Origin of the sequence: Amycolatopsis sp. NPDC004079, from assembly GCF_040610415.1 — a bacterium.
Lineage (GTDB): Bacteria > Actinomycetota > Actinomycetes > Mycobacteriales > Pseudonocardiaceae > Amycolatopsis > Amycolatopsis halotolerans.
The window spans coordinates 45,123-70,334 of sequence record NZ_JBEXMH010000038.1 but is presented as its reverse complement, the minus strand read 5'-3'; the positions used below and the strand labels follow the sequence as shown (position 1 = coordinate 70,334).

Annotated in this window: 24 protein-coding genes and 1 pseudogene; 10 read left to right on the top strand and 15 right to left on the bottom strand. The window is 70.0% G+C overall.

What is annotated here, in order from left to right:
- Nucleotides 1-10: 10 nt before the first annotated feature.
- Genes ABZX37_RS31620 through ABZX37_RS31595 form a run of 6 tightly spaced genes read right to left on the bottom strand, consistent with a single transcriptional unit; the run spans nt 11 to nt 5,652 of the window.
- The gene (locus ABZX37_RS31620) at nt 11-1,003 is read right to left on the bottom strand and encodes an AraC family transcriptional regulator (RefSeq protein ID WP_354745734.1); all 993 of its coding nucleotides are present in this window, start codon (nt 1,001-1,003) and stop codon (nt 11-13) included.
- An 18-nt stretch (nt 1,004-1,021) separates the two neighbouring features.
- On the bottom strand, nt 1,022-2,500 hold the full coding sequence (locus ABZX37_RS31615) for a serine hydrolase (protein ID WP_354745732.1): 1,479 nt from the start codon (nt 2,498-2,500) through the stop codon (nt 1,022-1,024).
- Entirely contained in the window at nt 2,497-3,309 is an 813-nt protein-coding gene (locus ABZX37_RS31610; RefSeq protein WP_354745730.1) for an amino acid ABC transporter permease, read from the bottom strand. The genes ABZX37_RS31615 and ABZX37_RS31610 overlap by 4 nt, the downstream gene beginning before the upstream one ends.
- Nucleotides 3,306-3,944, bottom strand: coding sequence for an amino acid ABC transporter permease (locus ABZX37_RS31605; RefSeq protein ID WP_354745728.1), 639 nt, complete (start codon nt 3,942-3,944; stop codon nt 3,306-3,308). The genes ABZX37_RS31610 and ABZX37_RS31605 overlap by 4 nt, the downstream gene beginning before the upstream one ends.
- 13 nt (nt 3,945-3,957) lie before the next feature.
- On the bottom strand, nt 3,958-4,890 hold the full coding sequence (locus tag ABZX37_RS31600) for a transporter substrate-binding domain-containing protein (protein ID WP_354745727.1): 933 nt from the start codon (nt 4,888-4,890) through the stop codon (nt 3,958-3,960).
- 15 nt (nt 4,891-4,905) lie between these two features.
- The gene (locus tag ABZX37_RS31595) at nt 4,906-5,652 is read right to left on the bottom strand and encodes an amino acid ABC transporter ATP-binding protein (RefSeq protein ID WP_354745725.1); all 747 of its coding nucleotides are present in this window, start codon (nt 5,650-5,652) and stop codon (nt 4,906-4,908) included.
- A 93-nt stretch (nt 5,653-5,745) separates the two neighbouring features.
- On the opposite strand from ABZX37_RS31595, the gene ABZX37_RS31590 reads away from it, so the two are divergent.
- The 4 genes from ABZX37_RS31590 (at nt 5,746) to ABZX37_RS31575 (ending at nt 10,440) form a co-directional block, all read left to right on the top strand.
- Entirely contained in the window at nt 5,746-6,618 is an 873-nt protein-coding gene (locus ABZX37_RS31590; RefSeq protein WP_354745723.1) for a MurR/RpiR family transcriptional regulator, read from the top strand.
- Between the two features lie 317 nt (nt 6,619-6,935).
- Nucleotides 6,936-7,457: a PadR family transcriptional regulator gene (locus tag ABZX37_RS31585; protein ID WP_354745721.1), complete on the top strand. Its 522-nt coding sequence runs from the start codon at nt 6,936-6,938 to the stop codon at nt 7,455-7,457.
- Entirely contained in the window at nt 7,457-8,146 is a 690-nt protein-coding gene (locus ABZX37_RS31580) for an ABC transporter ATP-binding protein (RefSeq protein ID WP_354745719.1), read from the top strand. The genes ABZX37_RS31585 and ABZX37_RS31580 overlap by 1 nt, the downstream gene beginning before the upstream one ends.
- Nucleotides 8,143-10,440, top strand: a complete 2,298-nt coding sequence (locus tag ABZX37_RS31575; RefSeq protein WP_354745717.1) for an FtsX-like permease family protein — start codon at nt 8,143-8,145, stop codon at nt 10,438-10,440. Before ABZX37_RS31580 ends, ABZX37_RS31575 begins: the two co-directional genes overlap by 4 nt.
- Before the next feature lie 250 nt (nt 10,441-10,690).
- On the opposite strand, the gene ABZX37_RS31570 is transcribed toward ABZX37_RS31575, so the two are convergent.
- Genes ABZX37_RS31570 through ABZX37_RS31555 form a run of 4 tightly spaced genes read right to left on the bottom strand, consistent with a single transcriptional unit; the run spans nt 10,691 to nt 14,404 of the window.
- Entirely contained in the window at nt 10,691-11,092 is a 402-nt protein-coding gene (locus ABZX37_RS31570) for a hypothetical protein (protein WP_354745715.1), read from the bottom strand.
- Entirely contained in the window at nt 11,089-12,156 is a 1,068-nt protein-coding gene (locus ABZX37_RS31565; protein ID WP_354745713.1) for a saccharopine dehydrogenase NADP-binding domain-containing protein, read from the bottom strand. Before ABZX37_RS31565 ends, ABZX37_RS31570 begins: the two co-directional genes overlap by 4 nt.
- Nucleotides 12,153-13,034, bottom strand: a complete 882-nt coding sequence (locus tag ABZX37_RS31560; protein ID WP_354745711.1) for an alpha/beta fold hydrolase — start codon at nt 13,032-13,034, stop codon at nt 12,153-12,155. Before ABZX37_RS31560 ends, ABZX37_RS31565 begins: the two co-directional genes overlap by 4 nt.
- The gene (locus ABZX37_RS31555; protein ID WP_354745709.1) at nt 13,031-14,404 is read right to left on the bottom strand and encodes an NAD(P)-binding domain-containing protein; all 1,374 of its coding nucleotides are present in this window, start codon (nt 14,402-14,404) and stop codon (nt 13,031-13,033) included. The genes ABZX37_RS31560 and ABZX37_RS31555 overlap by 4 nt, the downstream gene beginning before the upstream one ends.
- Before the next feature lie 90 nt (nt 14,405-14,494).
- Here ABZX37_RS31555 and ABZX37_RS31550 point away from each other — a divergent pair, with 90 nt between their 5' ends.
- The 5 genes from ABZX37_RS31550 to ABZX37_RS31530 all read left to right on the top strand — a co-directional run bounded on the left by ABZX37_RS31550 (nt 14,495) and on the right by ABZX37_RS31530 (nt 19,263).
- Complete coding sequence (locus ABZX37_RS31550; RefSeq protein WP_354745707.1) at nt 14,495-15,136, top strand: TetR/AcrR family transcriptional regulator; 642 nt, start codon at nt 14,495-14,497, stop codon at nt 15,134-15,136.
- 128 nt (nt 15,137-15,264) lie between these two features.
- Complete coding sequence (locus tag ABZX37_RS31545) at nt 15,265-16,005, top strand: FCD domain-containing protein (protein ID WP_354745706.1); 741 nt, start codon at nt 15,265-15,267, stop codon at nt 16,003-16,005.
- Nucleotides 16,006-16,090: 85 nt separating this feature from the next.
- Nucleotides 16,091-16,819, top strand: a complete 729-nt coding sequence (locus ABZX37_RS31540; RefSeq protein ID WP_354745704.1) for an SDR family oxidoreductase — start codon at nt 16,091-16,093, stop codon at nt 16,817-16,819.
- A gap of 27 nt (nt 16,820-16,846) precedes the next feature.
- Nucleotides 16,847-17,719, top strand: coding sequence for a cyclase family protein (locus ABZX37_RS31535; protein ID WP_354745702.1), 873 nt, complete (start codon nt 16,847-16,849; stop codon nt 17,717-17,719).
- A gap of 11 nt (nt 17,720-17,730) precedes the next feature.
- Nucleotides 17,731-19,263, top strand: a complete 1,533-nt coding sequence (locus ABZX37_RS31530; protein WP_354745700.1) for an AMP-binding protein — start codon at nt 17,731-17,733, stop codon at nt 19,261-19,263.
- 147 nt (nt 19,264-19,410) lie between these two features.
- Here the strand turns inward: ABZX37_RS31530 and ABZX37_RS31525 are convergent, their stop codons facing one another.
- The 5 genes and pseudogenes from ABZX37_RS31525 to ABZX37_RS31505 form a co-directional block, all read right to left on the bottom strand.
- Nucleotides 19,411-20,934, bottom strand: a complete 1,524-nt coding sequence (locus tag ABZX37_RS31525) for a class I adenylate-forming enzyme family protein (protein ID WP_354745698.1) — start codon at nt 20,932-20,934, stop codon at nt 19,411-19,413.
- The gene (locus ABZX37_RS31520) at nt 20,919-21,107 is read right to left on the bottom strand and encodes a hypothetical protein (protein WP_354745696.1); all 189 of its coding nucleotides are present in this window, start codon (nt 21,105-21,107) and stop codon (nt 20,919-20,921) included. The genes ABZX37_RS31525 and ABZX37_RS31520 overlap by 16 nt, the downstream gene beginning before the upstream one ends.
- Entirely contained in the window at nt 21,104-22,093 is a 990-nt protein-coding gene (locus ABZX37_RS31515) for an amidase (RefSeq protein WP_354745694.1), read from the bottom strand. The genes ABZX37_RS31520 and ABZX37_RS31515 overlap by 4 nt, the downstream gene beginning before the upstream one ends.
- A 139-nt stretch (nt 22,094-22,232) precedes the next feature.
- Nucleotides 22,233-22,451, bottom strand: a pseudogene (locus ABZX37_RS31510) (amidase); the annotation flags it as partial.
- Complete coding sequence (locus tag ABZX37_RS31505) at nt 22,442-23,806, bottom strand: MFS transporter (protein ID WP_354745692.1); 1,365 nt, start codon at nt 23,804-23,806, stop codon at nt 22,442-22,444. The pseudogene ABZX37_RS31510 and the gene ABZX37_RS31505, both read right to left, overlap by 10 nt.
- A gap of 266 nt (nt 23,807-24,072) precedes the next feature.
- Between ABZX37_RS31505 and ABZX37_RS31500 the strand changes: the two genes are divergently transcribed.
- Nucleotides 24,073-25,212 (top strand): acyl-CoA dehydrogenase family protein, encoded by a 1,140-nt coding sequence (locus ABZX37_RS31500; RefSeq protein ID WP_354745690.1) that lies wholly within the window; start codon nt 24,073-24,075, stop codon nt 25,210-25,212.

Below are 25,212 nucleotides of genomic sequence, written 5' to 3'. Positions count from 1 at the left end.
CGCGTCGGGACTATCGCCTGCGCGAACCGCCGTCGTCGGTTTCGCGCAGCACCGCGGACGGCGATTCGCCGAACCGGCGCTTGAACTGGGCGGCGAAATCGCCGAGATGCACGAAGCCGCAAGCGGTCGCGGTCGCGGTGACCGTGGTGCTGGCCGGATCTGCCGCGGCCAGCAGTGCGCGAGCTCGGTCCAGTCGTTGTTCGCGGAGCCATTCGCTGAGGGTCCGGCCGGTTTCGTGGCGGAAGCCGAGTTGCAAGCTGCGCAGCGACACCCCGCAATGCCGGGCCACCGCCGCCATCGAAAACGACTCCGGCAGGTGCGCCAGCAGGTAGTCCATCGCCCGGCGGACCCGGGCTGACGACGGCGGTTTCGCTTCGGCGGCAAGGGTTTCGCTGAGGGTGTTCGGGTGGCCGAGCAGCAACGTCTCGGTCAGCAGCGCTTCGAGGTGCCCGGGCCGCGCGCCGCCGCCGGACAGGTGGATCGCGGCTTCGACCAGCGCCAGCACGCCGGGTGAGACGGCGTTCGCCCGAAGATCGAACTGCACCGCGATCGTGCCGGGCACCCCGGCGAGCAGCGCGGCGGTCCGCTCGACCAGCGGCCGGTCGAGGCGCAGCACGACCTGGTCGAACTCGCCGTCGAGGTCGAGCCGGAACGCGCGGTACGGGCTCACGACCGACGCCGCGCCCGGCCGCAGCACCGCGCTCGTCGCGCCGTAGGCGAACCGCGCCCGGCCGCCGACCGGCAGCGACAGCAGGAACTCGTCCTGTTCGGGAGCCAGTTCCGAAATGCTCACGGCCGCGCCGTACCGCAGCCGGTTGAGCGAGACCGAACCGGCGGCGAGGTGGTCGAGCCGCGCGGAAAGCCGGCGCTCGCGGACCCGCAGCGTGTGCGGGCGCAGGGCGGAACTGCACGCGCCGACGACCTCGTCCACGTCGTCGGCCGCGCGCACCATCCGTTCCCCGCGCTCCCGCACGAGCTCGGCGATCCCGGCCAAGCGGCTCATCTGCGGGATCGTACGCCGTTAGACGAGCTTCGCCGTAACTGCTGGACGTTCGGTCGGGCCGCTGTTGACATTGGTGCGGCGCTGCCAGCGCAACTCTCCGTCACCGAACTCGAGGGTGACGGTGTCGTGGAACGGCGACTCCACGAAGTACCACTCCAACACCAATTCGCGTGGAGAGCTCCACTGAGCCGCAGCGAGGACGCGCGTCGATTCGGCCTGGTACGAGTGGTGCAGCTGCCAGGTGCTGACGCCGGTGTCCGACTCGACCCACGTGGACAGTCCACAACGGACCGAATGGCGGCCGCGGGCGTCATCCAAGGTCACCACGAGAACGTCATCGTCCACAGTGAACGAGATTTCCGAGAGTCCGTCCTCATTGGACTCGCACTCGTACCGCCGGCCGTCTAGCGCAACGGACGTCGGCGAAAGCGCGGGGGCGGCCACATCGGCGAGATCGGCAGCCAGTGAAGAATCGGCCACAGTGGACGGAGTGCCGTCGAACGCGGGCACCAGCAGGTCGTGCACCAGGCCGGACAGCAGCCGGTGCTTGCCGTGCGTGATGCTGCCGGTCGTGACGACCACCGCGTCGTGCTGGGGGAGCACGAAGACGTCCTGGCCGAACATCCCCGACGCCCGGTAGCCGCCGTCGGCGTCGAGCCACAGCTGGTAGCCGTAGCCCTCCGGCCGTTCGTCCGCGCCGGTGCCGGAAACCGGGACGAATTCGGTGCCGTTCCACGTTCCGGCGTCGGCGTTCTGGACGTGCCACGCCGTGGCCTCGCGCACCCAGCCCGCGGGCAGGATCCGCTCGCCCTGCCAGAGTCCGTCGTGCAGGTGCAGGACGCCCCACTTCAGGAAGTCGATGCTGCGCAGGCTGAGGCCGTTCCCGCCGGAGCAGATGCCTTCCGGATCGGTGTCCCAGCTGTGCCCGGCGAAACCGAGCGGTTCGAACAGCCTCGGCCGCAGATAGTCGAAGACCGATTGGCCGGACGTCCGTTGCACGATGGCGGACAGCATGTGCGACGTCGCGCTGGAGTAGGTGAATGCCTTGCCCGGCGGCAGGTCCACGGGAGTGCGCAGGTATTCCCGCACCCAGCTCGTCTTCAGCAGCCGCCAGGTCTTGCCGGACAGGCCGACGCGGTGTCCGGTCCGCATGGTCAGCAGGTCTTCGACGGTGATCGCGCGCAGGTGCTCCGACGCGTCGGGCGGCACGAGTTCCGGGAAGAACGACACGAGGCGGTCGTCGAGGCGCAGCAGGCCTTCGTCCAAGGCGAGTCCGATCGCCGTGCCGACAAAGGACTTCGTCGCCGAATGTGTCGTATGTGGACGGTCCGCGCGATACGGCCACCAGTAGTGCTCGAAGGCCAGCTTGCCTGACCGGTACACGAGGAGACTGTCGAGCGAGATCCCGTCGGCGGCCAGCCGCTGCAGGAAACCGCGCACGCCTTGGGCGTCGAGGCCCGCTTCGGACGGGAAGACGGAGGGGAAGGCAGAGGTCACGAAGGCTCCCGGACGAGTGTTTTCTTGCGGTTCGCGAGCCGTTCGGCGACCCGCGAGAGTGCGATGTTGACGACGATGTAGAGCAGCCCGGCCCCGACGTACGCCTGGATGAAATCCCCGCTGAACTCGCCGAGCACCTTGCCGTTGTTCAGCAGCTCGGCGATGCCGACGACGTAGCCGAGGCTGGACTCCTTGATCACCCGCACGGTCTGGCTGATCAGCGCGGGCGCGAGCGCGCGGGCCGCCTGCGGGAGCACGACGAACGCCATGGTCTCCCAGTGCCGCAGGCCGATCGCCTGCCCGGCCTCGCTCTGCCCGCGGCCCACCGCGAGGATTCCGGCCCGGACGATCTCGGCGAAGATCGCGCCCGCGTGGGCGACGATCGCCAGCACCAGCTGCCAGAAGATCGGCACCCGGACGCCGAGCAGCGGCAGCCCGAACATGAAGAAGAACAGGATCAGCAGCAGCGGCATCGCGCGGAAGAACTCGATCACGGTGGCGCACGGCCAGCTCAGCCACCGCTTCCGGCTCAACCGGCCGAGCGCGAGCAACACGCCGGCCGCGACCGACAGCACAGTGGACACCAGGCCGACCAGCAGCGTCATCACCAGGCCTTGCACCAGGAACCGCAGCATCGCGCCGTCGACCAGGATCGCCCAGCGGGCCGGGTCGAGCTGGCCGGATGCGCCGAGCCGCACGAGAACCAGGGCCAGCAGCCCGAGCAGCACGAGTCCGCACAGGACGGACACGGTGCGCAGCCGGGCCTTGGCCTTCGGGCCGAGCGCGTCGAAGAGGATGTCGTCGTTCACCGGAGCACCCGGACCTTTCGCTCGACGAGCCGCACGACCCCGCTGACCGCCAGGTTGATCACGAGATAACCGCAGGCCGCGACGGCGAAGGCCAGGATCGGCTCGGCGGTCTCGAGATTGAACGAGCGGGTTTCGAGGGTCAGTTCGTCCACGCCGACGGCCGCGCCGAGCGCCGACCCGAGCGCGACGTTGATCAGGATCGTGCCCAGCGGCTGCACCATCGCGCGAAACGCTTGCGGCAGCAGGACATCCAGTACGACCCGGCGGAACGGCAGCCCGATCGCCCTGGCCGCCTCGACCTGCCCGCGATCCACCGCGCGGATGCCCGAGCGAATGGTCTCGCAGACGTACGCGGCGAAGTAGACGCCGAGCGCGAGCACCAGACACCAGAACAGCGGAATCAGTACGCCAGCGTCGGGCAGCCCGAAGATGAGCAGCACGGCGATCAGCAGCAGCGGCGAGTTGCGGACAAGATCGACATACAGCCGGCCGGCGACGCGCAGCGGCCGGACCGGGCTGATCCGGCAGATTGCGACGACGCAGCCGAGGACGAGCGCGAGTGGAAAGGCGCACGCGGTGAGCAGCAGAGTGGTGGTGAAACCGCCGAGGATTTCCCCAGCATGACCGGAAAGCACGGGCGATCTCCCTTCAGGAGCCGGGGACTGAGCCGGGCCGGGGCGGCTCGGGGGCGGGGCCGGAGACGAGCGGGCCGACGGTCTGCTCCCACAGCCGCCGCCAGCTGCCGTCGGCGGTGATGCGCTGCAGGAAACCGACGACGATCTGCTTGAACGCCGGATCGTCCTTCGGCAGCCCGATGCCGAACGGGCTGCTGCCGTACGTCGCGGGTGTCATCCGGAGCCGCGCGTCGACCGCCGCCTTGCCGAGCAGGATCGCGGTGTTCGCCGACCACGCCTGGACCCGGCCCTGCCGCACCGCGGCGGCGCACTGGCTCGATTCCTCGAACACCACCGCGCGGGCCTGCGGACACGCCTTCTGCAGCGCTTCCTGCGCCGCGCCGGGCTGGACCGCGACGTCTTTGCCCGCCAGCTCGCGCACGGTCGTGACCTGCGGACCATCCGAGCCGACGACGATGCCGGAGCGCGCGACGTAGTACGGCCCGGCGAAGGAGACGAGCCGCGCCCGGCTTTTGCTGATCGTGTAAGTACAGACGGCGACATCGACGGATTGGTTCTGCAGGATCGCTTCGCGCGTGTCGGCGCCGCCGGTGATGGTGTCCACCTCGGGCGCGCCGAGCAGATATTTGGCCAGCAGCTGGGCGATCCCGATGTCGAAACCGGTGATCTTGCCGGTCGCCGGGTTCATCATGCCGAACCCGGGCGTGGTCACCGAACCGGACTGCCGCAGCACGCCCTGGGCGCGGATCCGGCGCAGCGTCGGCGTTTCCGGCAGGCCGGAGCCGACCGGACCGCGCGCGACGGCGTCGGCTTGGTCGAGGGTGGCGTAGGCGGGATTGCCCGCGGTACGGGTGGTTCCGCCGCTGCAGGACGCGAGCAACGGGACCGCGCCAGCGGCGAGCAGACCGGCGCGCAACGCGGTCCGGCGGGGGAGAGGAGCGGGCATCAGGGGCCTCCGGGCTCAGTGGCTGAGCACGCGGGCGAGGAAGTCGCGCGCGCGTTCGGTCTGCGGCGAGCCGAAGAAGACGTCCGGCGCGGCGGATTCGGCGATCCGGCCGTCGGCCATGAACACGACGCGGTCGGCGGCCTTGCGGGCGAAGCCCATCTCGTGGGTCACCACGATCATGGTCATGCCGTCGGCGGCGAGCGCGGTCATCACGTCGAGCACCTCGTGGATCATCTCGGGATCGAGCGCGCTGGTCGGTTCGTCGAACAGCAGCACGCGCGGCTCCATCGCCAGCGCGCGGGCGATCGCGACCCGCTGCTGCTGCCCGCCGGACAGCTGCGCCGGGTACTTGTCGCCGTGCGCGCCGACGCCCACCCGCTCCAGCAGTTCGTCGGCGCGTTGGTGCGCCTCGGCGCGGCTGAGCCCGCGCACGCGGACCGGGCCGAGCATGACGTTGTCCCGCACCGTTTTGTGCGCGAAGAGGTTGAAGGACTGGAACACCATGCCGACGTCCGCGCGCAGCCGGGCGAGGTCCGCGCCCTCGGCGGGCAGCGGGCGGCCCTCGATCTCGATCGAGCCCTCGTCCGCGGTCTCGAGCCGGTTGACGCAGCGGCAGAGCGTCGATTTCCCGGACCCGGACGGGCCGATGACCACGACGACTTCGCCGCGCCGGACGTCGAGGTCGATCCCGGTCAGCACCCGGGCCGATCCGAACGACTTGCCGACGCCGCGCAGCCGTACCAGGGGCTGATCTGTGCTCATGAGCGCTCCTCGTCGAGCTGGCGGTAGGGTTCACTACACAACGGAGAACCCTCCGGCATCTTGTAGTAGCCACTACGTCCAGTCAAGGGTGTCATGTCCACTACGTATCTCGGCGGCGACCACTTCGACGACCACGTCCGCGCCCGGCTCGACGACCTCAAGCCCGCCGAACGCCAGGTCGCCCGGTTCATGCTGGCCAATCCGAACGAAGTGCTGTTCTCCTCGGCCGGAGACCTCGGCGCGGCGGCCGGAACCAGCGACGCGACCGTCGTCCGCACCGCGAAAGCGCTCGGCTATTCGGGCCTGCCGGAGCTGAAACGCCACCTCGGCCAGACGTTCACCGCGCGCACCGAGCCGACCGTCCGGCTGAGCGCGGCGATCGAGAACCTCGGGTCCACCGGGTCGCGCCAGATCGACCGGGTGATGGCCGACAGCGCGGAGCGGCTGCAGGAAATGCAGCGGCAGCTCGCGCCGGAGGCGGTCGAGGAGGCGGCGCAATTGCTGCTCGACGCGCGGATGGTGTTCACCTGGGGGCTCGGGCTGTCGTCGGTCTGCGCCGAGTACGCCGCCTTCCGGCTCGCCCGCCGCGGGCTGGTGACGCGGCACTGCGACGACACGGGGTTCCGGCTCGCGGACGCGTTGCTCCCGTTGAATGCCGACGACGCGGTGCTGGTGTACGTCCCGGCTCGGCAGAATCGCGATGTCGAGCTGATCCTGCGCTACGCGGAGGAAGTCGGCGCGGCGGTAGTGCTCGTGACGAGCCAGCTGTCGGCGGATCTCGAAGCCCGGGTCCGCGTGGTGCTGCCGGCCCCGGACTCCCCGACGAAATTCACCGGCGAAACCCTGACCGCGTCGATCGTCACCGACATCCTCGCGCACACCATCGCGAGCCGGGAGCCGGACCGCGCGAAGACGACCGCGGACCTGCTGACGCGCCTCCGGGCGGACCTCGGCGAGCGGAAGTAGTCGTCTCGCCTGCCGCCTCGTGAGTGGAAGTGGCTGCGTCGCCCATCGCCACTCACGAGGCTTGTCCAGTCGCGGCGGGCTTCAGGCTTGTCGCCCCGCCTCCGCCTCCATTGTCTCCGCATCGCACTGCGGCAGCGCGCCTGTACTGCGCGGGCGGGTGTCGTGAGTGCCGATCATGGTTAGAACCGTGATCGCCCCTCGCAACCCCTCCGACCTGCGATGACGCACTATTCTACGGTGGTATACACGGCGCGTATACCCCTGCTGTATAGTGATCTTCACCCCCGGGATTCCGGGGTCAAGGGAGGAACAGGGGAATGTCGGTTTCACATACCTTGCTCGGGTTGCTCGAGTCGGGTCCGAGACACGGGTACGACCTGAAACGGGCGTACGACGAGCAGTTCGGGCACGACCGCCCGCTCGCGTACGGCCAGGTCTACTCGACGCTGTCGCGCCTGCTGCGCAACGGCATGGTCGAGGTCGCGGGGGTCGAGAGCGGAGAAGGGCCCGAGCGCAAGCGCTACACGATCACCGACGCCGGGGTCACCGACGTCGAGACCTGGCTGGGCACTCCGGAAAACCCGGAGCCGTACCTGCAGAACACGCTGTACACGAAGGTGGTCCTCGCGCTGCTGTCCGGCCGCGACGCCACCGACGTGCTCGACGTCCAGCGCGGCGAACACCTGAAGGTGATGCGCTCGCTCACGAAGCGGAAGTACGAGGGCGACCTCGCCGATCAGCTGATCTGCGACCACGCGCTCTTCCATCTTGAGGCGGACCTGCGGTGGCTCGAGCTCACCGCGGCCCGGCTCGGCGAACTCGAGAAGGCGGTGCGCTGATGACCAGGCCGGGAACTCCGTTGCTCGTAGGCAACGGGCTGCACAAATCGTTCGGCCAGACGCGGGCGCTCGACGGGGCGGCGCTGGCCGTCTCGGCGGGGGAAGTGCTCGCGATCATGGGCTCGTCCGGTTCGGGGAAATCGACGCTGCTGCACTGTCTCGCCGGGATCGTCCGGCCGGACTCGGGCGTCATCCAGTACGGCGGCCAGGACCTGGTCGCGATGGACGACAAGGGCCGGAGCGCGTTGCGGCGCACCGAATTCGGCTTCGTTTTCCAGTTCGGCCAGCTCGTTCCCGAGCTGACCTGCCTGGAGAACGTGGCGCTGCCGCTCCGGCTGACGGGGGCGAAGCGGGGGCCCGCCGAGGCCAAGGCGAAGGAATGGCTCGCCCGGCTGGAGGTCGACAACCTGGCGAAGCGCCGCCCGGGCGACGTGTCCGGCGGGCAGGCGCAGCGGGTCGCGGTGGCGCGGGCGCTGGTGACTGGGCCGAAGGTCGTCTTCGCCGACGAGCCGACCGGCGCGCTCGACTCGCTCAACGGCGAGAAGGTCATGCAGATGCTCACCCAGGCGGCGCGCGAAACGCACGCCGCGGTGGTGCTGGTGACCCACGAACCGCGGGTCGCGGCGTACTCCGATCGCGAGATCGTGGTGCGGGACGGGCGCACGGTCGACCGGGAGCTGGTCGCATGATGCGGGATCTGCTGCTGGGACTCCGGCTGGCCGTCGGGGGCGGCCGGATGTCCGGCTCGGCGCTCCTGCGGCTCGCGATGACCGCGTTCGGGATCGCGCTCGCGGTCGCCGTGCTCCTGCCCGCCGCCTCGGTGAGCCACCTGGTGAACGCGCGGGCGGACCGCGCGGCGGCGATCAAGCAGGACACCTCGCCGCGCGAGGGGATCGCGCCGCTGGCGACCTACCGCTGGTACCCGTCGGTCGGCGCGGACTTCCTCCAGTTGACCGCGGTGGCGCCGACCGGGTCGAATTCGCCGCTGCCGCCGGGGCTCGACCGGCTGCCCGCGCCGGGCGAGGTGATCGTGTCGCCGGCGCTGGCGGAGAAGCTGAACTCGGTCGACGGCGCGTCGATCAAGGCGCGGCTGCCGGGGAACGTGGTCGGCCAGATCGCCGAGCCGGGCGTCAGCGACGCCGCGGACCTGACGGCGTACTACGGGTCGACTGCCGCGGAGATCAAGGCCGAGGGCGAGAACGCCAGCAGCGTTTACGCCTACGGCAAGCCCGCGGAAGGGTTCACCCTGCCGTTGGTGATGTGGATGGTCATCGCGCCGATCGCCGCGGTGCTGCTGCTGCCGTTGCTGATCTTCGTGACCACCGCGTCGCGGATGGGCGCGGCGCAACGCGAACGGCGGCTCGCCGCGCTGCGGCTGATCGGGGTGGACGCCCGGTCGATCAAGCGGGTCGCGGCGGCGGAATCGCTGGTCGGCGCGGTGATCGGGCTCGTGGCGGGCGGTGCGCTGTTCTACGCGCTGCGGCCGTTCATCGGGGACTGGCTGCCGTTCGGCCTGCGCGTGTTCGCGGACGATTTCACGCCGTCGTGGATTTCGTTGCTGGTGATCGTGCTCCTGGTGCCCGGGCTCGCGGTCGGCTCGGCGCTGTTCGGGCTGCGCCGGACGATCGTCGAACCGCTCGGCGTGGTCCGCCAGGGCAAACCGGTGCGGCGGCGGATGTGGTGGCGCTGGACGATCACCGGGATCGGCGTGGTGTTCCTGCTCGGGACGCTCGTCGTGTCGCCGGGGTCGGGGGACCAGGGCGCGGCGATGGCGCTCGCGGTGGGCAGCGTGTTCCTGCTCGTCGGCGTCGCGGCGCTGCTGCCGTGGCTGGTCGAACGGATCGTGGAACGGCTGCAGGGCGGGCCGCCGTCGTGGCAGCTCGCGGTGCGCCGGCTGCAGCTCGACAGCGGCACCGCCAGCCGGGTGGTGTCCGGGCTGGTCGTGGTGCTGGCGGGGACGATCCTGGTCCAGGGCGTGCTCACGTCGATGACCAACCGCACCTCGAGGGCGTACCACACGCCGGACGGCGTCGCGGCCGCGCCGGTGCGAGTGGACACGACGACCGCGCACGAGGCCGAGGTCCGGCAGCGGCTGTCCGGGGTGGCCGGGGTGACCGGTGTGCACAGCGCCAAATCCGTGCAGTTCAAGTCCGGTGAACAGCACGTCTTCGGCACTCTCGGGGACTGCGTGGCGCTGAAGACCCAGGCGAACATCGGCGACTGCGCGGACGGCGACGTCTTCTATGTCGCGGGTTCGTCGGCCCAGCCCGCCCCGAAGGGCGAGTTGAGGATGACCAACTACCGCAAGGACGTCGAGGTCGACGGTCCGAAGTGGACGGTTCCGGACAACATCCGGGTGGTGTCCTCGGCCAACGACGCGAAGGGCGTGTCCGGCGACCTGATGATCACGCCCGGCGCGCTCGGCGGCATCCAGGCGCCGGGGGAACGCCTGCAACTGCTGGTCGCGGGCCCCGGCGGAGCCGATGCGCTGATCGACCGGGTCGCGACGGAATTGCGCCCGCTGGCGTGGAAGGCAGAAGTCGGCAGGACGGACTACCTGGCCGACTTCTCCGGCCGCGACGACCGGATGCTGGCGAGCTTCCGCGCGGTGCTGCTGACCGCGTCGCTCTTCGTGCTGGCGGTGGCGGCGATGAGCCTGCTGATGCTGTCGATCGAGCAGATCAGCGAGCGGCGTCGCCCGCTGGCGGCGCTGTCCGCGTCCGGCGTGCCGATCGGCGTGCTGGCCAGGGGATCGCTGTGGCAGACGGCGGTTCCGGTGGTGGTCGGGGTGGTGCTGGCCGTCGGGGCCGGGCTGGGCCTGACCGCGCCGATCCTGCGGCTGGCGAAAATGCCGATGATGGTGGACGGCGGAGTCCTGGCCGGACTGGCCGGCGCCGCGGTCGCTGCGGTGCTGCTGGTGACGGCGTTGACGCTGCCGTTGCTGCGGCAGGTGACCCGGTTGGACACGTTGCGCTCGGAGTAGACCCGGGGGTGCGGGGCAAGTCCGTGAAGGGCTTCTTGGGGAAGTGGGATTCCTTCAAGGAGCCCTTCACGGCTTTCGTGGGTGGCTGGTGGTGTCTATGAGGGGAGGCTCCCGTCAGCCACCGCACCATGGTCGTTCCCCGCACGGACTCTGCGTCCCCATGCCGGGAACTTAAGCTTCGAGACCTCGGCCCGTCGCCCGTCCACAAAGGACACAAAGGACACAAACAGTAACCTAAATGATCGATTTGTCACCATGTGGCCCGGTCTTCAGGTCCGACTTCCGTTCCCGGATCCGCAGCCCGCAGCGACGACACCTCGCCGAACTTGGCGAGGTCGTGCGGTTCCAGCAGGACCGACCAGCCCAGCAGTTGCCCGGAGTTCGCGTCGACCGTGACGGTCAGCGCGTTTCCCCGGGGAGCCTTGCTTCCCGGCGGGATCTTGGCGGCATACGCGACGAAGTTCCCGGTCATCTGGATCAGGTAGACCGGGTCGTTGGCCTGGGGGCGCGTTCCGTCGACAGGACTGAGCGAATACCGGTCGGTTTTCACGCAGAGGATATCGACCGGGTGGTCCACGTCGTTCGCGGCGGCCACCTTCTTCGCCGTGGCCAGCAGATCGGCGGGACCGGGCGGCGTGGCGTTGTCGTTCATGGTGCCTGCCGCACCAAGCCGAGTTCCGCGCACCCGTCCCGGAGCGGTTCCAGGCCGAACGCGTCCACCGGTCCCACCACCCCGGGCTTCACCGGGCCCTCGGAGCTCAGCCGAATCGCAGCCCACGCCAGCAAATCCCCGGTGAGCGTGTACGCGTTCGGCCCCTCGAGCCGCACCTCGACGCGGGAATCGGCGACTGCGACGACCTGTGCGCCGGTTTTCGCGCGTTCGGCGGCGTCCGGTCCACCGGACGGCCCCTTGATCAGCCCGCTCGCCGCCCGCATCACTGGCCCGGCGACCGCGGTCAGCGCGGAAACCGCGGGCATCACCCGGCTCAGCGCGGGGAACCATCCATTGTAGACAATCACCTCGTCGAGCGACGGGAAGTTCCCCGGCAGGAAAAGCACTTCGGTGCCGGAAACGAGAAACGCCGCCTTGGACCGTCCGCGAACGGGAAACGCCCGAACCCGGCTGCCGGTTCGTTCCTCGGTCAGGCGTCGGCCGCGCCAGCGCAGCGAAGGCAGGGTCAGCCCGTCTCGCATGGTCTCGCGAGTGCCTTGGCTTAGCCCGCGATAGAGCGGCCCGGTCGCGAAGTATCCGATCTCCAGCGTGCGCACGTCAGCACCGGCTTCCTGCGCGGCGAGTGCACCGGCCAGGATTCCGGGAACGTAGTCGTAGCCGAAGGCCGGGACCATCGCCGCGCCAGTTTCCACCGCTCGCTCATGGTGTCGTGCCTGGAGGGTGCGGACGAAACCGACTTCGCCAGTCGAATCGAGATAGTGCGCCCCGGCGTCGGCGGCGGCTTGCGCGGCCGCGTGGCCGATCCGGTCGAACGGGCCGACGGTGGCGATCAGAACATCCCCTGACCCGGCCAACGAACGAAGGCTCGCGGGGTCGTTGACGTCCGCGACTGCGACCTCGAAGTCGTGGCCCGCGGAAAGAGCCTCTAACGCGGCCCGGTTGCGGCCGGCGAGAACCGGCCGCACCCCGCGCCGCACCAAGGACTCCAGGACCAGGCCGCCGGTATAGCCGGTCGCGCCGAACACCACGATCCGCCCGGTCATGCCGGCACCGGAACGTGCCGGCGAAGGAAGTCGATCTGGTCCGCGACCACCCGTTCGAACGGATCTCCTTGGTAGATCGCGAAATGCCCGTCCGGATAAGTCCGCACTTCGCCGCGCGGCGCACGGGCGGCGTACCGCAGCGTGGGCCCGGCAGGGGCGACGGAATCCTTCTCGCACACGGCGAACAACGTCGGCACTTCGATCCTCCCGACACCTCGACCCGGCCGATACCGCAGAATGTCGAACACCGCCCGGGCCGCGACCTCGTTGCGAAAATCGCTGCCTGGCGGCACGAGCGCAAGATACCCCGGCTCGGCGTCCGGCGCAGTCATCAGCGCGGTGCCTCGCCGCGGACCGGCGGTGGCGATCAGGTGCGGCGGGCGTCCGAGCCAATGCCCGACGACATCGCGAGCGGCGGCGACCGTGGCCTTCGCCGAACTGGCCGGGTGCATGGCCAGCGCGGAAGAGATGCCGTCGGTGAACGGGCATTGCGCGATCGCGGCGACGAGTCCGGCCGGGTGGCTCGCAGCCGTGGCGAGCACGTGCCCGCCGCCGAACGACGTGCCCCACGCGACGACGCGGTCGCTGTCGACCTGGGGGAGCGTGCGAGCGTAGGCGATCGCGGCGGTCCAGTCGGCGAGTTGTTTCCGCGGGGACAGCAGGTGGCGCGGAGTGCCTTCGCTGTCGCCGAAATGCCGGTAGTCGAACACAAGACACGCATATCCGGCGGCGGTGAAGCGTTCGGCATACGCGGCGAGCCCCATTTCGCGGACCGCGCCGAGTCCGTGCGCCATCACGATCACCGGCGGGTTTTCGTTCGCTGGCAGGTAAAGCGTGGCCGCGCAGTGGTCGCCTTCGACCGGGAACGACACGTTCATGCCGGGATCTCCTCTCGGGCGGCGGCGCTGGCCACCGGACGGTCGGCGGGAGTGCGACCCGCTGGGCGACGGGTTCCGCGACGTCGTTCGAGCCGAAGATCGCGCATATAGTCGTCGTAGTCAACCTGGATGGTGTGCCGTTTGGACGCGACGTAACGCCGCGAGATCCGCCGCCGGTGCGTGTCGATTTCGCGCTCTATCTCGGCCGCGCCGGGCAGGTGGTAGCGGCCTTGCAGATGGTCGGCGATCAGCAGGGCCTGCCGTTCCGCGATCGGCATGATCGCGCCGAGCGGCTGGACCAGTCCGACGAAATACAAACCAGGTATGCCAGGGTGGAAAACGCGCCGGTACAAGCGGATCTCGTTGTCTCCGGAAGGATCGAGGAAATCCCGGTCGAAGAACGGGAAACTGATCTTGTATCCGGTGCAGAACACCACCAGATCCGCAGCGACCCGGCGGCCGTCGGTGAACACGACGTCGTCGCCGTCGAATCGCTCGATGTTCGGCACCGGGGTGATCGCCCCGTGCGCGAGCCGGTCGAGGATCCGGCTCGACATGGTCGGATGCGCCTGGGCGAACTTGTGGTCCGGCGCGGGCAGCCCGTACCGGGTCATCGGCCCGGTCGCGGCGGCCATCAACCGGCGCGCGACCGGCCAGCGCAGCGCCGAGGGGAGCCATTCTTTCCCGGCGATCCGGTCATACGGCTTGCCCCACACGTATTTCGGGATCACGTGCACCCCGCGCCGCGCGGACAGATACGTCTCTGCGGCGTGGTACGAGGCATCCACGGCGATGTCCATCGCGGAATTGCCCATGCCGACCACCACGACGCGCCGTCCGGCTAACTGCGCTTCCTCGGTGTAGGAGTGCGAATGCATGATCTCGCCGCGGAATCCTTCGGCACCGGGGAACATCGGCTCCGGCAGCCGCGGATCCCAATGGTGGCCGTTGGCGACAAGCACTGCGTCGTACCGTTCGGTGTCCCCTGTGGACAGTGTCACTGCGAAGCTGCCGTCCGGCTTCGGCTCGATGTGCGTGACGCCGGTGCCGAACCGAATGCGGTCGCCGAAGCCGAAATGCTCCACGTACGCCGCGAAATAGTCGGCGATCTGATCGTGCCGGGCGAAGTCGGGCAAGTGCGCGGGCATCGGGAAGTCGCTGAACTCCATCCGCTGCCGCGAAGTGTTGATGTGCAGGGACCGGTAGGCGGCGGAGACCCCGTTGCGGTTGCCCCACACCCAGTTCCCGCCGACCCGGTCGGACAGTTCGTAGCAGTCCACCTCGACGCCGCGTTCGGCGAGCACCTTGACGGCGGCGATCCCGGACGAGCCCGCGCCGACGACGCAGACCCGGAAGCTGTTCGCGGACATGCGCTCCCCTTCTTGTGACCAGTGGTCATATGACCACTGGTCATAGAGTACGATCGGAGTGCGGGGAGAGTCAAGAAGAGGAGGTCGGCGGTGCCGACGGGAACGTGGGAGCGGCTGCCGGAGAAACGGCGGGCGGCCGTGCTGGCGGCGGCGGAGGCGGAGTTCGCGGCGCGCGGCTTCAGCGGCGGCAGCCTCAACACGATCTGCCGCGAGGCCGGCGTGTCGAAGGGCAGCCTTTTCCAGTACTTCACCGACAAGGCCGACATGTACGTCCACCTCGCCGAGCTGGCGAGCGTGCGGATCCGCGCGGCCATGGAGGCCGAGATCGAGAAGCTCCCGTGGGACAGGGACTTCGCCGGTTCGCTCGACCGGCTGCTCGACGCGTGGGTGCGGTATTTCTACGACCATCCGCTCGAGCGCGCGATGACCGCGGCGGCCAACCTCGAACCTGATCCGGTCGCCCGTACGCCGGTCCGCGAGGCGGTCAACAGCCATTACCTGGCGGTGCTGCGGCCGCTGGTCGAGCGAGCGGTGGCGGCGGGGCAGCTGCGCGCGGACACCGATGTCGAGATCGTGTTGTCGTTGCTGCTGCTGGTCTTGCCGCATCTGGCGCTGGCCCCGCACGTCGAGGGGCTCGACCCGCTGCTCGGCCTGGTGGAGGGCGATTCCGCGCACGCGGCGGCGACCGCGCGCCGGATGACCGGGGCGATGCTGGCGCCGTATCTCCGCTGAGCGATACCGGACGGAGCGATACGGGAAATGCGGTTCGCCGCGTCCCCGCCGGAAATCCGCCGTGGTATAGACTGGCGCGGCCCACGTGATTACCGATTCGCCGCACGCGCACCGACAGGGGTCGACCGATGACCAGCAAGAAGAACGCCGCACCGGCGGGGGAAAAGGGCGGCAATCGGCGGCTGGCGGAAAAGGTGTCGGAGCGGATCGAAAAAGACATCATCGACGACGGCTGGCGTGTCGGATCGGTGCTCGGCTCGGAAACGGAGCTGATCGAGCGGTACGGGGTCAGCCGGGCGGTGTTCCGCGAGGCGGTGCGGCTGGTCGAGCACCAGCAGATGGCGGCGATGCGCCGCGGTCCCGGCGGCGGACTCGTGGTGACAGAACCGGATCCGGGCGTCGTGCGCAACGCGGCGCGGGTGTACCTGCGGCACGCCGAGGTGAGCCGCAGGCAGCTGATGGAGGCGCGGACCGCGCTCGAGGTCGCGGGCATCGCGCTGGCCGCGGAGAATCTCACGGAATCGGGAATCGTCCGGCTGAAAGAAGCGCTCGAATCCGAACGCGAACTCATCGAACAGGGATTCACCCGGGGGCACGCGCGCAATCTGCACCGCGTTATCGCCGAACTCGCCGGAAACCCGGCGATCACATTGTTCGTGGAAGTCCTCGCGCAACTCGATCAGGACATCGTGCAGCGGGAATGGGACGCCGAATCCTCCGGCGGCGAACACCGCGACGCGGCCCGCGAATCGCACGAGGCGCACGAGGCGATCGTGGCGGCCCTCGTCGCCGGGGACGCGCCGCTGGGCCAGCACCGGATGCGCAGGCACCTGCAGGCCATCGCCGCGTTGCTGCGGCCGGAAGCCTGACCCACTCAGAGTACACTCTTTCATCTCCCTTTGGCGGTGCTGCAGGATTCTGGCTTCAGGTTCCGCAAAAGAGTATACTGTATTGATGCTGACCACTATGGGCTTTGAAGCCGGAAGCTGTGTCCTGGTCACCGGCGCGGGCAGCGGGATCGGCCGCGCGATCGCGCTCGGCGCGGCCGACCTGGGGGTCGCGGTGGCCGCGTGGGACCTCGACCTCGCGGCAGTGACCAGCCTTGCCGAGGAGTCCGGCGGCGACGTGCTGCCCGTCGAGGCGGACGCCGGAAACCCAGCGTCGGTCGCCGCCGCCCTAGACCGCACGCTGGCTTGGCGCACCCCGGGAACGCTGATCAACAACGCCGGTCCGTCGAGCCAGCGGCCGCGGCCGTTCGCGGACGGAGTGGCCGGCGTGCTCGGGCTCGTCGAGCTGGTCACGACGTCCTGGCTCGACCGGGTGCGGGAGCGGGCGGAATCCGTCGTGAACGTCGCGTCGATCGCGGGCACGGTGATCGGCGGCGGCGTGAGCTGGTACTCCGCGGCGAAGGCGGGCGTGCTCGGCTACACCAGGTACCTCGCCGCGGAAGCGCCGTTCGGCGTGCGGGTGAACGCGATCGCGCCCGGTTTGGTGGAAACGCCGCGGATGAAGGAGTTCTTGCCCTCGGAGACGGGCAAGCGCATGGTGGGCCGGACGCCGCGCGGGCGAGCCGTGCAGCCCGCCGAGGTCGCCGCGGCGGTGTTGTTCCTGGCTTCCCCGTCGGCGGCGGGGATCACCGGCGCGGTCGTCCCGGTGGACGCCGGGCTGTCCGTCACGGTCTGAAAACCCTCTGCCCACAAGGAAGTGTTCATGAGTTCCCGAAGCACCCCGCCCGACGCCGACCTCGTGCGCAGCCTCGGCCTGCCCGCGACCGGCTCCGTGTACGACCTGTCGACCGGCTGGTGGCGGCACATGCCGACGTTCGCGGGCAACCCGCAGCTGGAAGTCGTCACCTACAACTCCCCGCAGGGCCAGCGCGCCGAAGGCCGGTTCCCGTTCGACTCGCCCGGCACGAACGACGTCGGGTTCGGCTATGTGTCCGAGCTGGTCTCCGGCAGCCTGCACACCGGAACGCACATCGACGCGCTGTGCCACGTCACGTGCGGCAGCGAGGACGAATGGCACGGCGGAACCTCCGCGACCAACGGACTTGGCGACTACGGCGCGCTGCGCGGCGACGCGTCCGAGCTGGGTCCGATCGTCGGCCGCGGCGTGCTGTTGGACATCCCGAAGCTGCTTGGCCTCGACGTCCTGCCGCCGCATTTCGCCCTCGGGGAAGACCATCTCCGGCAGGCGGCTGACGCGGGCGGGGTCACGATCACCGGGTCGGACATCGTGCTCGTGCGGACCGGGCAGATGAAGTTCTGGCCGGACACCGCGCGGATCGCCGAGGAGAGCGGCGGCAGCGGCGTCGGCGTGGACGGCGCGCAGTGGCTGGTGTCGAAGGGCGTGCGGTACGTCGGCGCGGACACGATGTCGTTCGAGGTCCGGCCGTCGCCGGTGCCGGGCAATCCGCTGCCGGTGCATGTGCTTTTGCTTCAGCAGCACGGGATTCACATCATGGAGTGGGTGAACTGCGAGGACCTGGCGGCGGACGGCGTCGTCACGTTCCTCTTCGTCGCGCTGCCGCTGACGCTGCGCGGCGGGACCGGTTCGCCGCTGCGCCCGATCGCTGTCGTGTGAAGGGAGCCGGGATGGAATTCGCCAACGACGTGCCGCTCAGTCCGCTGAGTTTCCTGCGGCGCACAGTCGACCTCGACGGCGACGGGATCGGCGTGGTCACCGACGGCGGGGAACGGGTGTCGTGGGCGCGGCTCGCGGACCGGGCGGAGCGGCTGGCCGGACGCCTGCGGGAGCTGGGACTCGGCGAGGGTGACCGGGTCGCGGTGCTGGCACCGAATGGCGTGCCGTTGCTGGAAGCGCACTACGGCGTGCCTGGGGCCGGATGTGCTTTGGTAGCGCTGAATACGCGTCTCTCGCCGGACGAATACGCGCAGCTGCTGCGGCTTTCCGATGCGAAGGTGCTCATCGTCGACGAGTCGCTTGTCGCGCAGGTTCCCGAGCGAACGCCTGAGCTGCGGGCGGTCGTGGTGATCGGCGAGGACTACGAGGATTGGTTGTGCACCGCGGTTCCGGTGCCGTTGCGGCTGCCCAGTGACGAACGTCAGCCGCTGGCGGTCAATTTCACCTCCGGCACCACAGCCGGTCCGAAAGGCGTGGTCTACACGCATCGCGGTGCGTACCTGAACGCGCTCGGCCAGGTCGTTTCCACTGGCCTGCAGGCAAGTTCGCGCTATCTGTGGACGTTGCCGATGTTCCATTGCAACGGCTGGTGCTACACCTGGGCAGTCACCGCTGCGGGCGCGCGGCACGTCACGCTCCGGAAAGTGGACGCAACGCGGGCCTTTGAGCTCATTGAGCAGGAAGCCGTGACGCATCTCAGCGGTGCGCCGGTCGTGCTCGACATGCTGGTGCAGGCGAGCGGCGGCGCGCGGTTCGCGCAGCGGGTGCGGTTCGCGGTCGGGGGAGCGCCGCCGTCGCCGGCCGCGATCGCGGCGATGGCCGGGATCGGGATCGAGGTGACGCACCTGTACGGGATGACGGAGACGTACGGGCCCTCGCTGATGTGCGTTCCGCGGCCGGAGTGGCAGGAGCTTGCACCCGGGGAGCGGGCGAAAATGATGGCCCGGCAAGGGATCCGGACGGTGAACGTCGAGTCGGCGCGGGTGGTGACTCCGGAGTTCGAGGACGTTCCCGCGGACGGGGAGACCCTGGGCGAGCTGGTGATCCGCTCGAACACGGTGATGGCGGGGTACCTCGGCAATCCGGCGGCGACTGAGGCGGCGTTCGCGGGCGGTTGGCTGCATACCGGGGATGTGGCGGTGCGGCATCCGGACGGGTATGCGGAGGTGCGCGACCGGCTCAAGGACGTGATCATCAGCGGCGGCGAGAACATCGCGTCGATCGAGGTCGAGAACGCGCTGCTGGACCACGAGGCGGTCGTGGAGGCGGCGGTGGTCGCGAAGGCCGATCCGAAGTGGGGCGAGGTGCCGGTCGCGTTCGTCCGCCTCCGCGACGGGGCGGAAGTGTCCGATGCGGACTTGATCGGGTGGTTGCGGGGGCGGCTGGCGCGGTTCAAGGTGCCCAGGGACATCCGGTTCGCGGAGTTGCCGAAGACGTCGACCGGGAAGATCCGCAAGGCGGAACTGCGCAAGCTGGCGGAATGACGGGCCGGTGCTCCGGTCGACCGCGATGCCTGGGCGATCCAGCCGCGGCGGTACTGGTCGCGGAGCTGTGTGCGCGGGGCGCTCCGTGAGGGGAACCCTGAGGGACTCTGAGTCCCGCAGGGTTCCCCTCACGGAAGGTGCCGAGCTTCAACCCCGCGAGGCGGCGAGAGCGTCGGCGCGCGCCTGGCGGCGGTCCGGTTTGTTGTTCGCGGTGAGCGGCACCGCGGCGATCAACCGGACCGTCTTCGGGATCTTGTACCCCGCCAGTTCCGCGCGGCAGTACTCCCGCAGCGCGGCCGGTTCCACAGTCCGGCCCGCCGCCGCGACGACGCTCGCCTCCACCCGTTCTCCCCAGTGCTCGTCCGGCACCCCGTACACGATCGCGTCGGCGACATCCGGGTGCCTGAGCACGACTTCCTCCACCTCGCGCGGGTAGACGTTCTCCCCGCCGCTGATGATCATTTCCTTGCGGCGGCCCGCGATGGTCACCCAGCCGTCCTCGCTCCGCGACGCGAGGTCTCCAATGTGGACACCGTCAGCCTGGAACGTCGCGGCGGTTTCGGAAGAGAGGCCGTAGTAGCCATGGGTCTGCCACGGACACGAAACCACCAGATCGCCGACGACGCCCGGCGCGGCTTCGCGGCCGTCGGCGTCGAGGATGCGCACGGTCGCGCCCGGCAGCGGCCTGCCGACTCCGGCGAACCGTCCGGCCAGCAGGTCGTCGTGGTCGAAGCCCATCACCGAGCCGAATTCGGTCGCGCCGAAACCGGCTCGGATGCGGGCGTTCGGGAAGTCGCGCAGCAGGTCCTGCACGAAATCGCCGGTAGAAGGGGCGGAGCCGAACCGGATCGCGGTGACGTTCTCCCGCCGCGTTGTCGCGTACTCGGGCCGGGCGCGCAGGGCGGCGAACATCGTCGGCGCGCCCATCAGCCTGCTGGCGCCCTGGTCGATCGCGGCGAGCGCGGCCGCGGGATCGAAGCGCCGGTGGATCCAGACCTCGCCACCGGCGAACAGCGGCGTCAGCAGGTTCGTGCCGAGCGTGATGTGGAAGAACGGCGAGAAGAAAAGCTCGACGTCCGACGGGATCCGCGGATTGCCGTGGGCGCAGGTGTTCAGCCACAACCACAGGCTGCGGTGAGTGTGGACCGCGCCCTTCGGGCTGCCGGTAGTACCGCCGGTGCCGAAGATGATCGCGAAGTCGTCCTCGTCCGGGGCGGCCTCGTTGTCGCCGGGATTGTGCAGCGGGGCCAGCCGTTCGGCGATCGGTACGGGCTGGTTCGCCGAGGGAAGTTCGATGACGCGGTACCCGGTTTCCCGGGCGAGCGGCGCGTACGTCGGGTCGGCGACCAGCGCAGTCGGTTCGAGTGCGCTGAGGTACGCGCGGGCTTCCGGCGCGGTCAGCCGGATGTTCAGCGGCGCGGCCACCATTCCTGCGGCGAGCGCGCCGAGGATCGCGACGGTGTGCGGGATCGACGGCTCCATCGCGGTGACGATCCGGTCGCCCGGCTTGGCCCCGGACTCGCGCAGCCCGGCGGCGGTCGCGTCCATCGCGGCGACCAGTTCGGCGAAGGTGAGTTCGCCGTGCTCGTCGGCCAGGGCGCGCCGGTGCGCGCCGTGCGGTTGGCCGCCGATCGTCCGCAGCCAGCTCGGCAGCGTCAGGTCGTTGCCCACGGTCGTTCCTCCTTCTCGGGCTCCGCCCGGAAGATCGGGGCGGGCTCCTCGTATAGTGCCTCGTCCAACGCGGACAGTTCGGCCGCCCAGCCGGGGTAATCGGCCTCGAACTGGGCGATCTCGGCGGGAGCCGGGGAGAGCCCGGCCGCGGCGAGCAGGGCCGCGACGGTCATCGGACGCGCTCCGCCGGCGTCTGGCGGTGCCAGCTGGTTCGCTGCTGGTAGGCGTGCCCGGCGGCGAGCAGGGTGGCCTCGTCGAACGGCCGTCCGGCGATCTGCAGGCCGAGCGGCAGGCCGTCGTCGGTGAAGCCCATTGGGACCGACAGCGCCGGATTGCCGACGGCGTTCCAGTAGGAGGTGAGCGCGGTTTCGGCCATCCCGGACGTGCTCAGCGCAGCGATCTCGGGGGCACCGCTGGTAGCGGTCGGCATCACCACCAGATCGACTTCGGTGAACAGCTGTGCGAGCTTCCGTTGCCCAGCCCGTCGGACCCGCTGCAGCTGTACGTAATCAGCGGCGGAGACCAGCGCGCCCTTCGCGATCGCCATCCGCGTGGAAGCACCGTACTCGGACCACCGGCGCTGGAGATTCGTTCGGTGCCAAGCGAAAGCCTCCGCCGCGAGACCGAACTTGGTCACCGTCTTCAGTTCCGCGTAGTACGGCAGTTCGACCGGCCTCGTGCGCGCGCCCGCCTCGCGAAGGACAGCTACCGCCTGCTCGAAAGCAGAGCTTCGGGCCGCAACCACTCCGATCCGCACACCGGCCAGCGAATCGGTCAGCCCGCTGCGGAAGTCCTCGAAAGGCCGGTCGACCGAAGACGGATCGCCGCGATCGGCACCGGCGAGCGCGGTCAGCAGGATCGCGCAGTCCTCGGCGCTGCGGGCGAGCGGGCCGACGTGGTCGAAGCCGGGCGCGAGCGGGACGCAGCCGTTCTTCGGCACCCGGCCGTACGTCGGCTTGAGCCCGGTCACGCCGCACAGCGCGGCGGGGTACCGGATGCTGCCCGCGGTGTCGGTGCCGAGACTGCCGAACACCAGGCCCGCGGCGACCGCGCTCGCGCTGCCGGAGCTGGAGCCGCCGGTGTAGTGCGTGGGACGCCACGGGTTGCGCGGAAGCGGGAACGGCTTCGTCCGGTCCGGTGCGCCGATGCCGAACTCCATGGTGGTCGTCTTCCCGGTGAGCACCGCACCGGCAGCGCGCAGCCGCGCGACCGTCGCCGCGGCGACCCCACGCGCGATCGAGCACCTGGCTCTGCGCGGTCGTCTCGCCCTCGTCGGTGGCGAGGAGATCCTTTACTGCCAACGGAATCCCGTGCAACGGACCGCGATCGAGGCCAGCCGTCAGCTCAGCGTCCGCCCGTTCCGCAGCGGCCCGAGCCGGTCCGTCGAACCGCGAGAGGTAGATGCCCAGCGCGGCGTCATGCTTGTCGGCGGCGGCAAGCGAGGACTCGGCCAACGCCGCCGCGGTGGTCCTCCCGGTCCGGAGGGCCACCGCGGCTTCGGCGATGCTCAGGACCATCGAGCGGCCGGTTCGGCGGCAGGGGAGTCCGCCTCGGACGACGCGGTGAGGTCGCTGCCGCGGGTCTCCGAGATCCGCCAGATCGCCAGGATGGTGACGACCGCCCCGACGCCCGCGATGGCGCTCAGCGGCAGGCTCGACCCGCCGAACGCGGCGACGAGGCTGCTCGCGATCAGCGGCGTGAACCCGGCGCCGAGCAGGCTCGCCAGCTGGTATCCCAGCGAAACCCCGGTGTAGCGCACCTCGGTGCCGAACATCTCCGACAGCATCGGCGCGAGCGGCGCGTACATGAGGTTCTGCAGCACCTGCGCGCCCATCAGACCGAGCGTCAGCCACAGCACCGAGCCGCTGGTGACCATGGCGTACAACGGAAGCGCGTAGAGGATCGTGCCGACCGCGCCGATCAGGCTCACCGTCCGCCGTCCGACGCGGTCCGACCAGGCCGAGAACGTCGGGATGCAGATGATTCCGACGCCCGCGACGAACAGGAGCGCGCGGGCGACGTCGGACACGTCGTAGCCGAGGGTTTTGGCGTAGGCGATGCTGTGCGAGCTGACCAGCGCGGTGAGCGCGAACGGCCCGATCCCGGCCGCGCAGGCGAGGATGAGCGCACGCGGGCGCCGCAGCACCTGCAGCACCGGGACGGCGGGCTTCTTGTCGCCGGACTTGGCCGCCTGCTCGCGGAAGACCGGGCTCTCCGACACCCGCAGCCGCACGTACAGGCCGATCATCAGCAGCAGCGCGCTCAGCAGGAACGGCAGCCGCCAGCCCCACGAGAACAGCGCGGGTTTCGGCAGCAGGCTCACCAGCGCGAACACGAGCGTCGCCAGGAACGACCCCAGCGGCGACCCGAGCTGCATGATGCCCGCCCACAGGCCGCGCCGGCGCGCGCTCGCGTGCTCGACGACCATCAGCGCCGCGCCGCCCCATTCGCCGCCGACCGCGATCCCTTGCACCACGCGGAGGAACACGAGCAGCAGCGGCGCGGCGATGCCGATCGAGCTGTAGGTCGGCAGCACGCCGATGAGGAAGCTGGCCGCGCCCATCAGGGTCATGGTCACCATCAGCATCGACTTGCGGCCGAGCCGGTCGCCGAAGTGGCCGAACACGAGCCCGCCGAGCGGACGCGCGACGTACCCGGCGGCGAGCGTGCCGAACGCGGCGATGGTGGACGTCGAGGAGTTCAGCGACGGGAAGAACAGCGGCCCGAACACGAGGGCGGCGATCGAGCTGTAGATCAGGAAGTCGTAGTACTCGATCACGGTGCCCAGCAGGCTGGACATCGTCACCTTGCGCAGTTCGGGGGACGCGGCGCCGCTGCCGGGGGCGGGCGGCTGGGGTTCTGGCGAGACCATCGGGACCTCCGGGAATGGGGGCGGTGGGCGACCGAGTTGAGGATACTGATAGGCGGCTAGAGTGCAAGAGGTGCGCGATCCGGATGCGATTCCGTTACCACCACTATGACCGGCGATTTTAGTGCAGCGAGAGAGCTTCGGGGTTCGCGCATGGTTGCGGAGTAGAGCTAATTGAGTATCCTTTATTCATCGAACGAGGTGGAAGGAGTCGGCGACGTGCACCGACTGGACGAAAGCCTGGGCCGCCGCGGGCCGGAGGGACGCTGATGGAGTTCGCGTGGGATCAGGCCGACGTCGCGTTCCGGCGCGAGCTGGGGGACTTCCTCGACCGCGAGCTGGCGGGATGGGACCGGTCCGAGACCGGCCTCGGCAGCGCCGTCTACAGCGATTTTTCGCGCGGGTTCGTCGGCAGGCTGGCCGAAAAGGGCTGGCTCACGCCGCACTGGCCGCGCGAGTACGGCGGCGGCGGGCAGGGCGCGTGGCAGCACTTCGTGCTCGGCGAGGAGATGTGGCGGCGCGGGGAGCCGCGCGGGCCGCAGTACATGAACGTCAACTGGGTCGGGCCGGCGATCATCAAGTACGGCACCGAGGACCAGCAGCGCAAGCTGCTGCCGCAGATCGCGCGCGGCGAGGTCTTCTGGTGCCAGGGCTTCTCCGAACCCGAGGCTGGCACCGACCTGGCCGCGCTGCGGACTAAGGCGGTGCGCGACGGCGACAGCTACGTCCTCAACGGACAGAAGATCTGGACGTCCTACGCCAACGTCGCCGACTACTGCTTCCTGCTCGCGCGCACCGGATCGGCCGCCGACGGGCGGGACGGCATCTCGGTCTTCCTGCTCCCGCTGAACACCCCGGGGGCCGAGGTCCGGCGCATCCCCGGGTTCGTGGGCGATCATTCCTTCAACGAGCTCTTCCTGACCGACGCCCGGATTCCGGCGGACTGCCTGCTGGGGGAGGAGAACAAGGGATGGGAGATCGTCCGGCGCACCCTCGCCTACGAACGCGTCGGCGCGCCCCGGTACGCGCGGGCGGCGCTGGTGCTGGACCGGCTGGCCGCCGAGGTCCGCGCGTCGGGGAAACTCGCCGACCCGGGGATCCAGGAGCAGTTCGGCCGCGCGAGGGCAGCCTGCGAGGCGGCGCGCGTCCTGGTGTACCGGGTGATCGACGAGCGGGCGAAGGCGAAGGAGCCCTCGCCGATGGCGTATCAGGCCCGTGCCGCGATGGTGCAGGCCGAACGCGCGGTGGGCGACCTCGCGCTGGACGTGCTGGGCAGCGAAGCGCTCGTCGAAGGAGCGCTGGGCGACGCGCAGTTCCGCAACTCGCTCGGCGCGGGCATCGCCGCGGGCAGCTACGAGGTGCAGCTCAACCTGATCAGCCGTCTCATCCTCGAACTGCCGAAGGACTAG

What these genes read in the sequence shown, in the direction of transcription:
- ABZX37_RS31600 (WP_354745727.1), bottom strand. Translation starts at nt 4,890, where the DNA reads ATGCCCGCTCCTCTCCCCCGCCGGACCGCGTTGCGCGCCGGTCTGCTC.
- ABZX37_RS31560 (WP_354745711.1), bottom strand. Translation starts at nt 13,034, where the DNA reads ATGAACGTGTCGTTCCCGGTCGAAGGCGACCACTGCGCGGCCACGCTT.
- ABZX37_RS31545 (WP_354745706.1), top strand. Translation starts at nt 15,265, where the DNA reads ATGACCAGCAAGAAGAACGCCGCACCGGCGGGGGAAAAGGGCGGCAAT.
- ABZX37_RS31590 (WP_354745723.1), top strand. Translation starts at nt 5,746, where the DNA reads ATGTCCACTACGTATCTCGGCGGCGACCACTTCGACGACCACGTCCGC.
- ABZX37_RS31620 (WP_354745734.1), bottom strand. Translation starts at nt 1,003, where the DNA reads ATGAGCCGCTTGGCCGGGATCGCCGAGCTCGTGCGGGAGCGCGGGGAA.
- ABZX37_RS31575 (WP_354745717.1), top strand. Translation starts at nt 8,143, where the DNA reads ATGATGCGGGATCTGCTGCTGGGACTCCGGCTGGCCGTCGGGGGCGGC.
- ABZX37_RS31505 (WP_354745692.1), bottom strand. Translation starts at nt 23,806, where the DNA reads ATGGTCTCGCCAGAACCCCAGCCGCCCGCCCCCGGCAGCGGCGCCGCG.
- ABZX37_RS31570 (WP_354745715.1), bottom strand. Translation starts at nt 11,092, where the DNA reads ATGAACGACAACGCCACGCCGCCCGGTCCCGCCGATCTGCTGGCCACG.
- ABZX37_RS31500 (WP_354745690.1), top strand. Translation starts at nt 24,073, where the DNA reads ATGGAGTTCGCGTGGGATCAGGCCGACGTCGCGTTCCGGCGCGAGCTG.
- ABZX37_RS31530 (WP_354745700.1), top strand. Translation starts at nt 17,731, where the DNA reads ATGGAATTCGCCAACGACGTGCCGCTCAGTCCGCTGAGTTTCCTGCGG.
- ABZX37_RS31585 (WP_354745721.1), top strand. Translation starts at nt 6,936, where the DNA reads ATGTCGGTTTCACATACCTTGCTCGGGTTGCTCGAGTCGGGTCCGAGA.
- ABZX37_RS31565 (WP_354745713.1), bottom strand. Translation starts at nt 12,156, where the DNA reads ATGACCGGGCGGATCGTGGTGTTCGGCGCGACCGGCTATACCGGCGGC.
- ABZX37_RS31520 (WP_354745696.1), bottom strand. Translation starts at nt 21,107, where the DNA reads ATGACCGTCGCGGCCCTGCTCGCCGCGGCCGGGCTCTCCCCGGCTCCC.
- ABZX37_RS31515 (WP_354745694.1), bottom strand. Translation starts at nt 22,093, where the DNA reads ATGGAGTTCGGCATCGGCGCACCGGACCGGACGAAGCCGTTCCCGCTT.
- ABZX37_RS31555 (WP_354745709.1), bottom strand. Translation starts at nt 14,404, where the DNA reads ATGTCCGCGAACAGCTTCCGGGTCTGCGTCGTCGGCGCGGGCTCGTCC.
- ABZX37_RS31595 (WP_354745725.1), bottom strand. Translation starts at nt 5,652, where the DNA reads ATGAGCACAGATCAGCCCCTGGTACGGCTGCGCGGCGTCGGCAAGTCG.
- ABZX37_RS31540 (WP_354745704.1), top strand. Translation starts at nt 16,091, where the DNA reads ATGCTGACCACTATGGGCTTTGAAGCCGGAAGCTGTGTCCTGGTCACC.
- ABZX37_RS31580 (WP_354745719.1), top strand. Translation starts at nt 7,457, where the DNA reads ATGACCAGGCCGGGAACTCCGTTGCTCGTAGGCAACGGGCTGCACAAA.
- ABZX37_RS31535 (WP_354745702.1), top strand. Translation starts at nt 16,847, where the DNA reads ATGAGTTCCCGAAGCACCCCGCCCGACGCCGACCTCGTGCGCAGCCTC.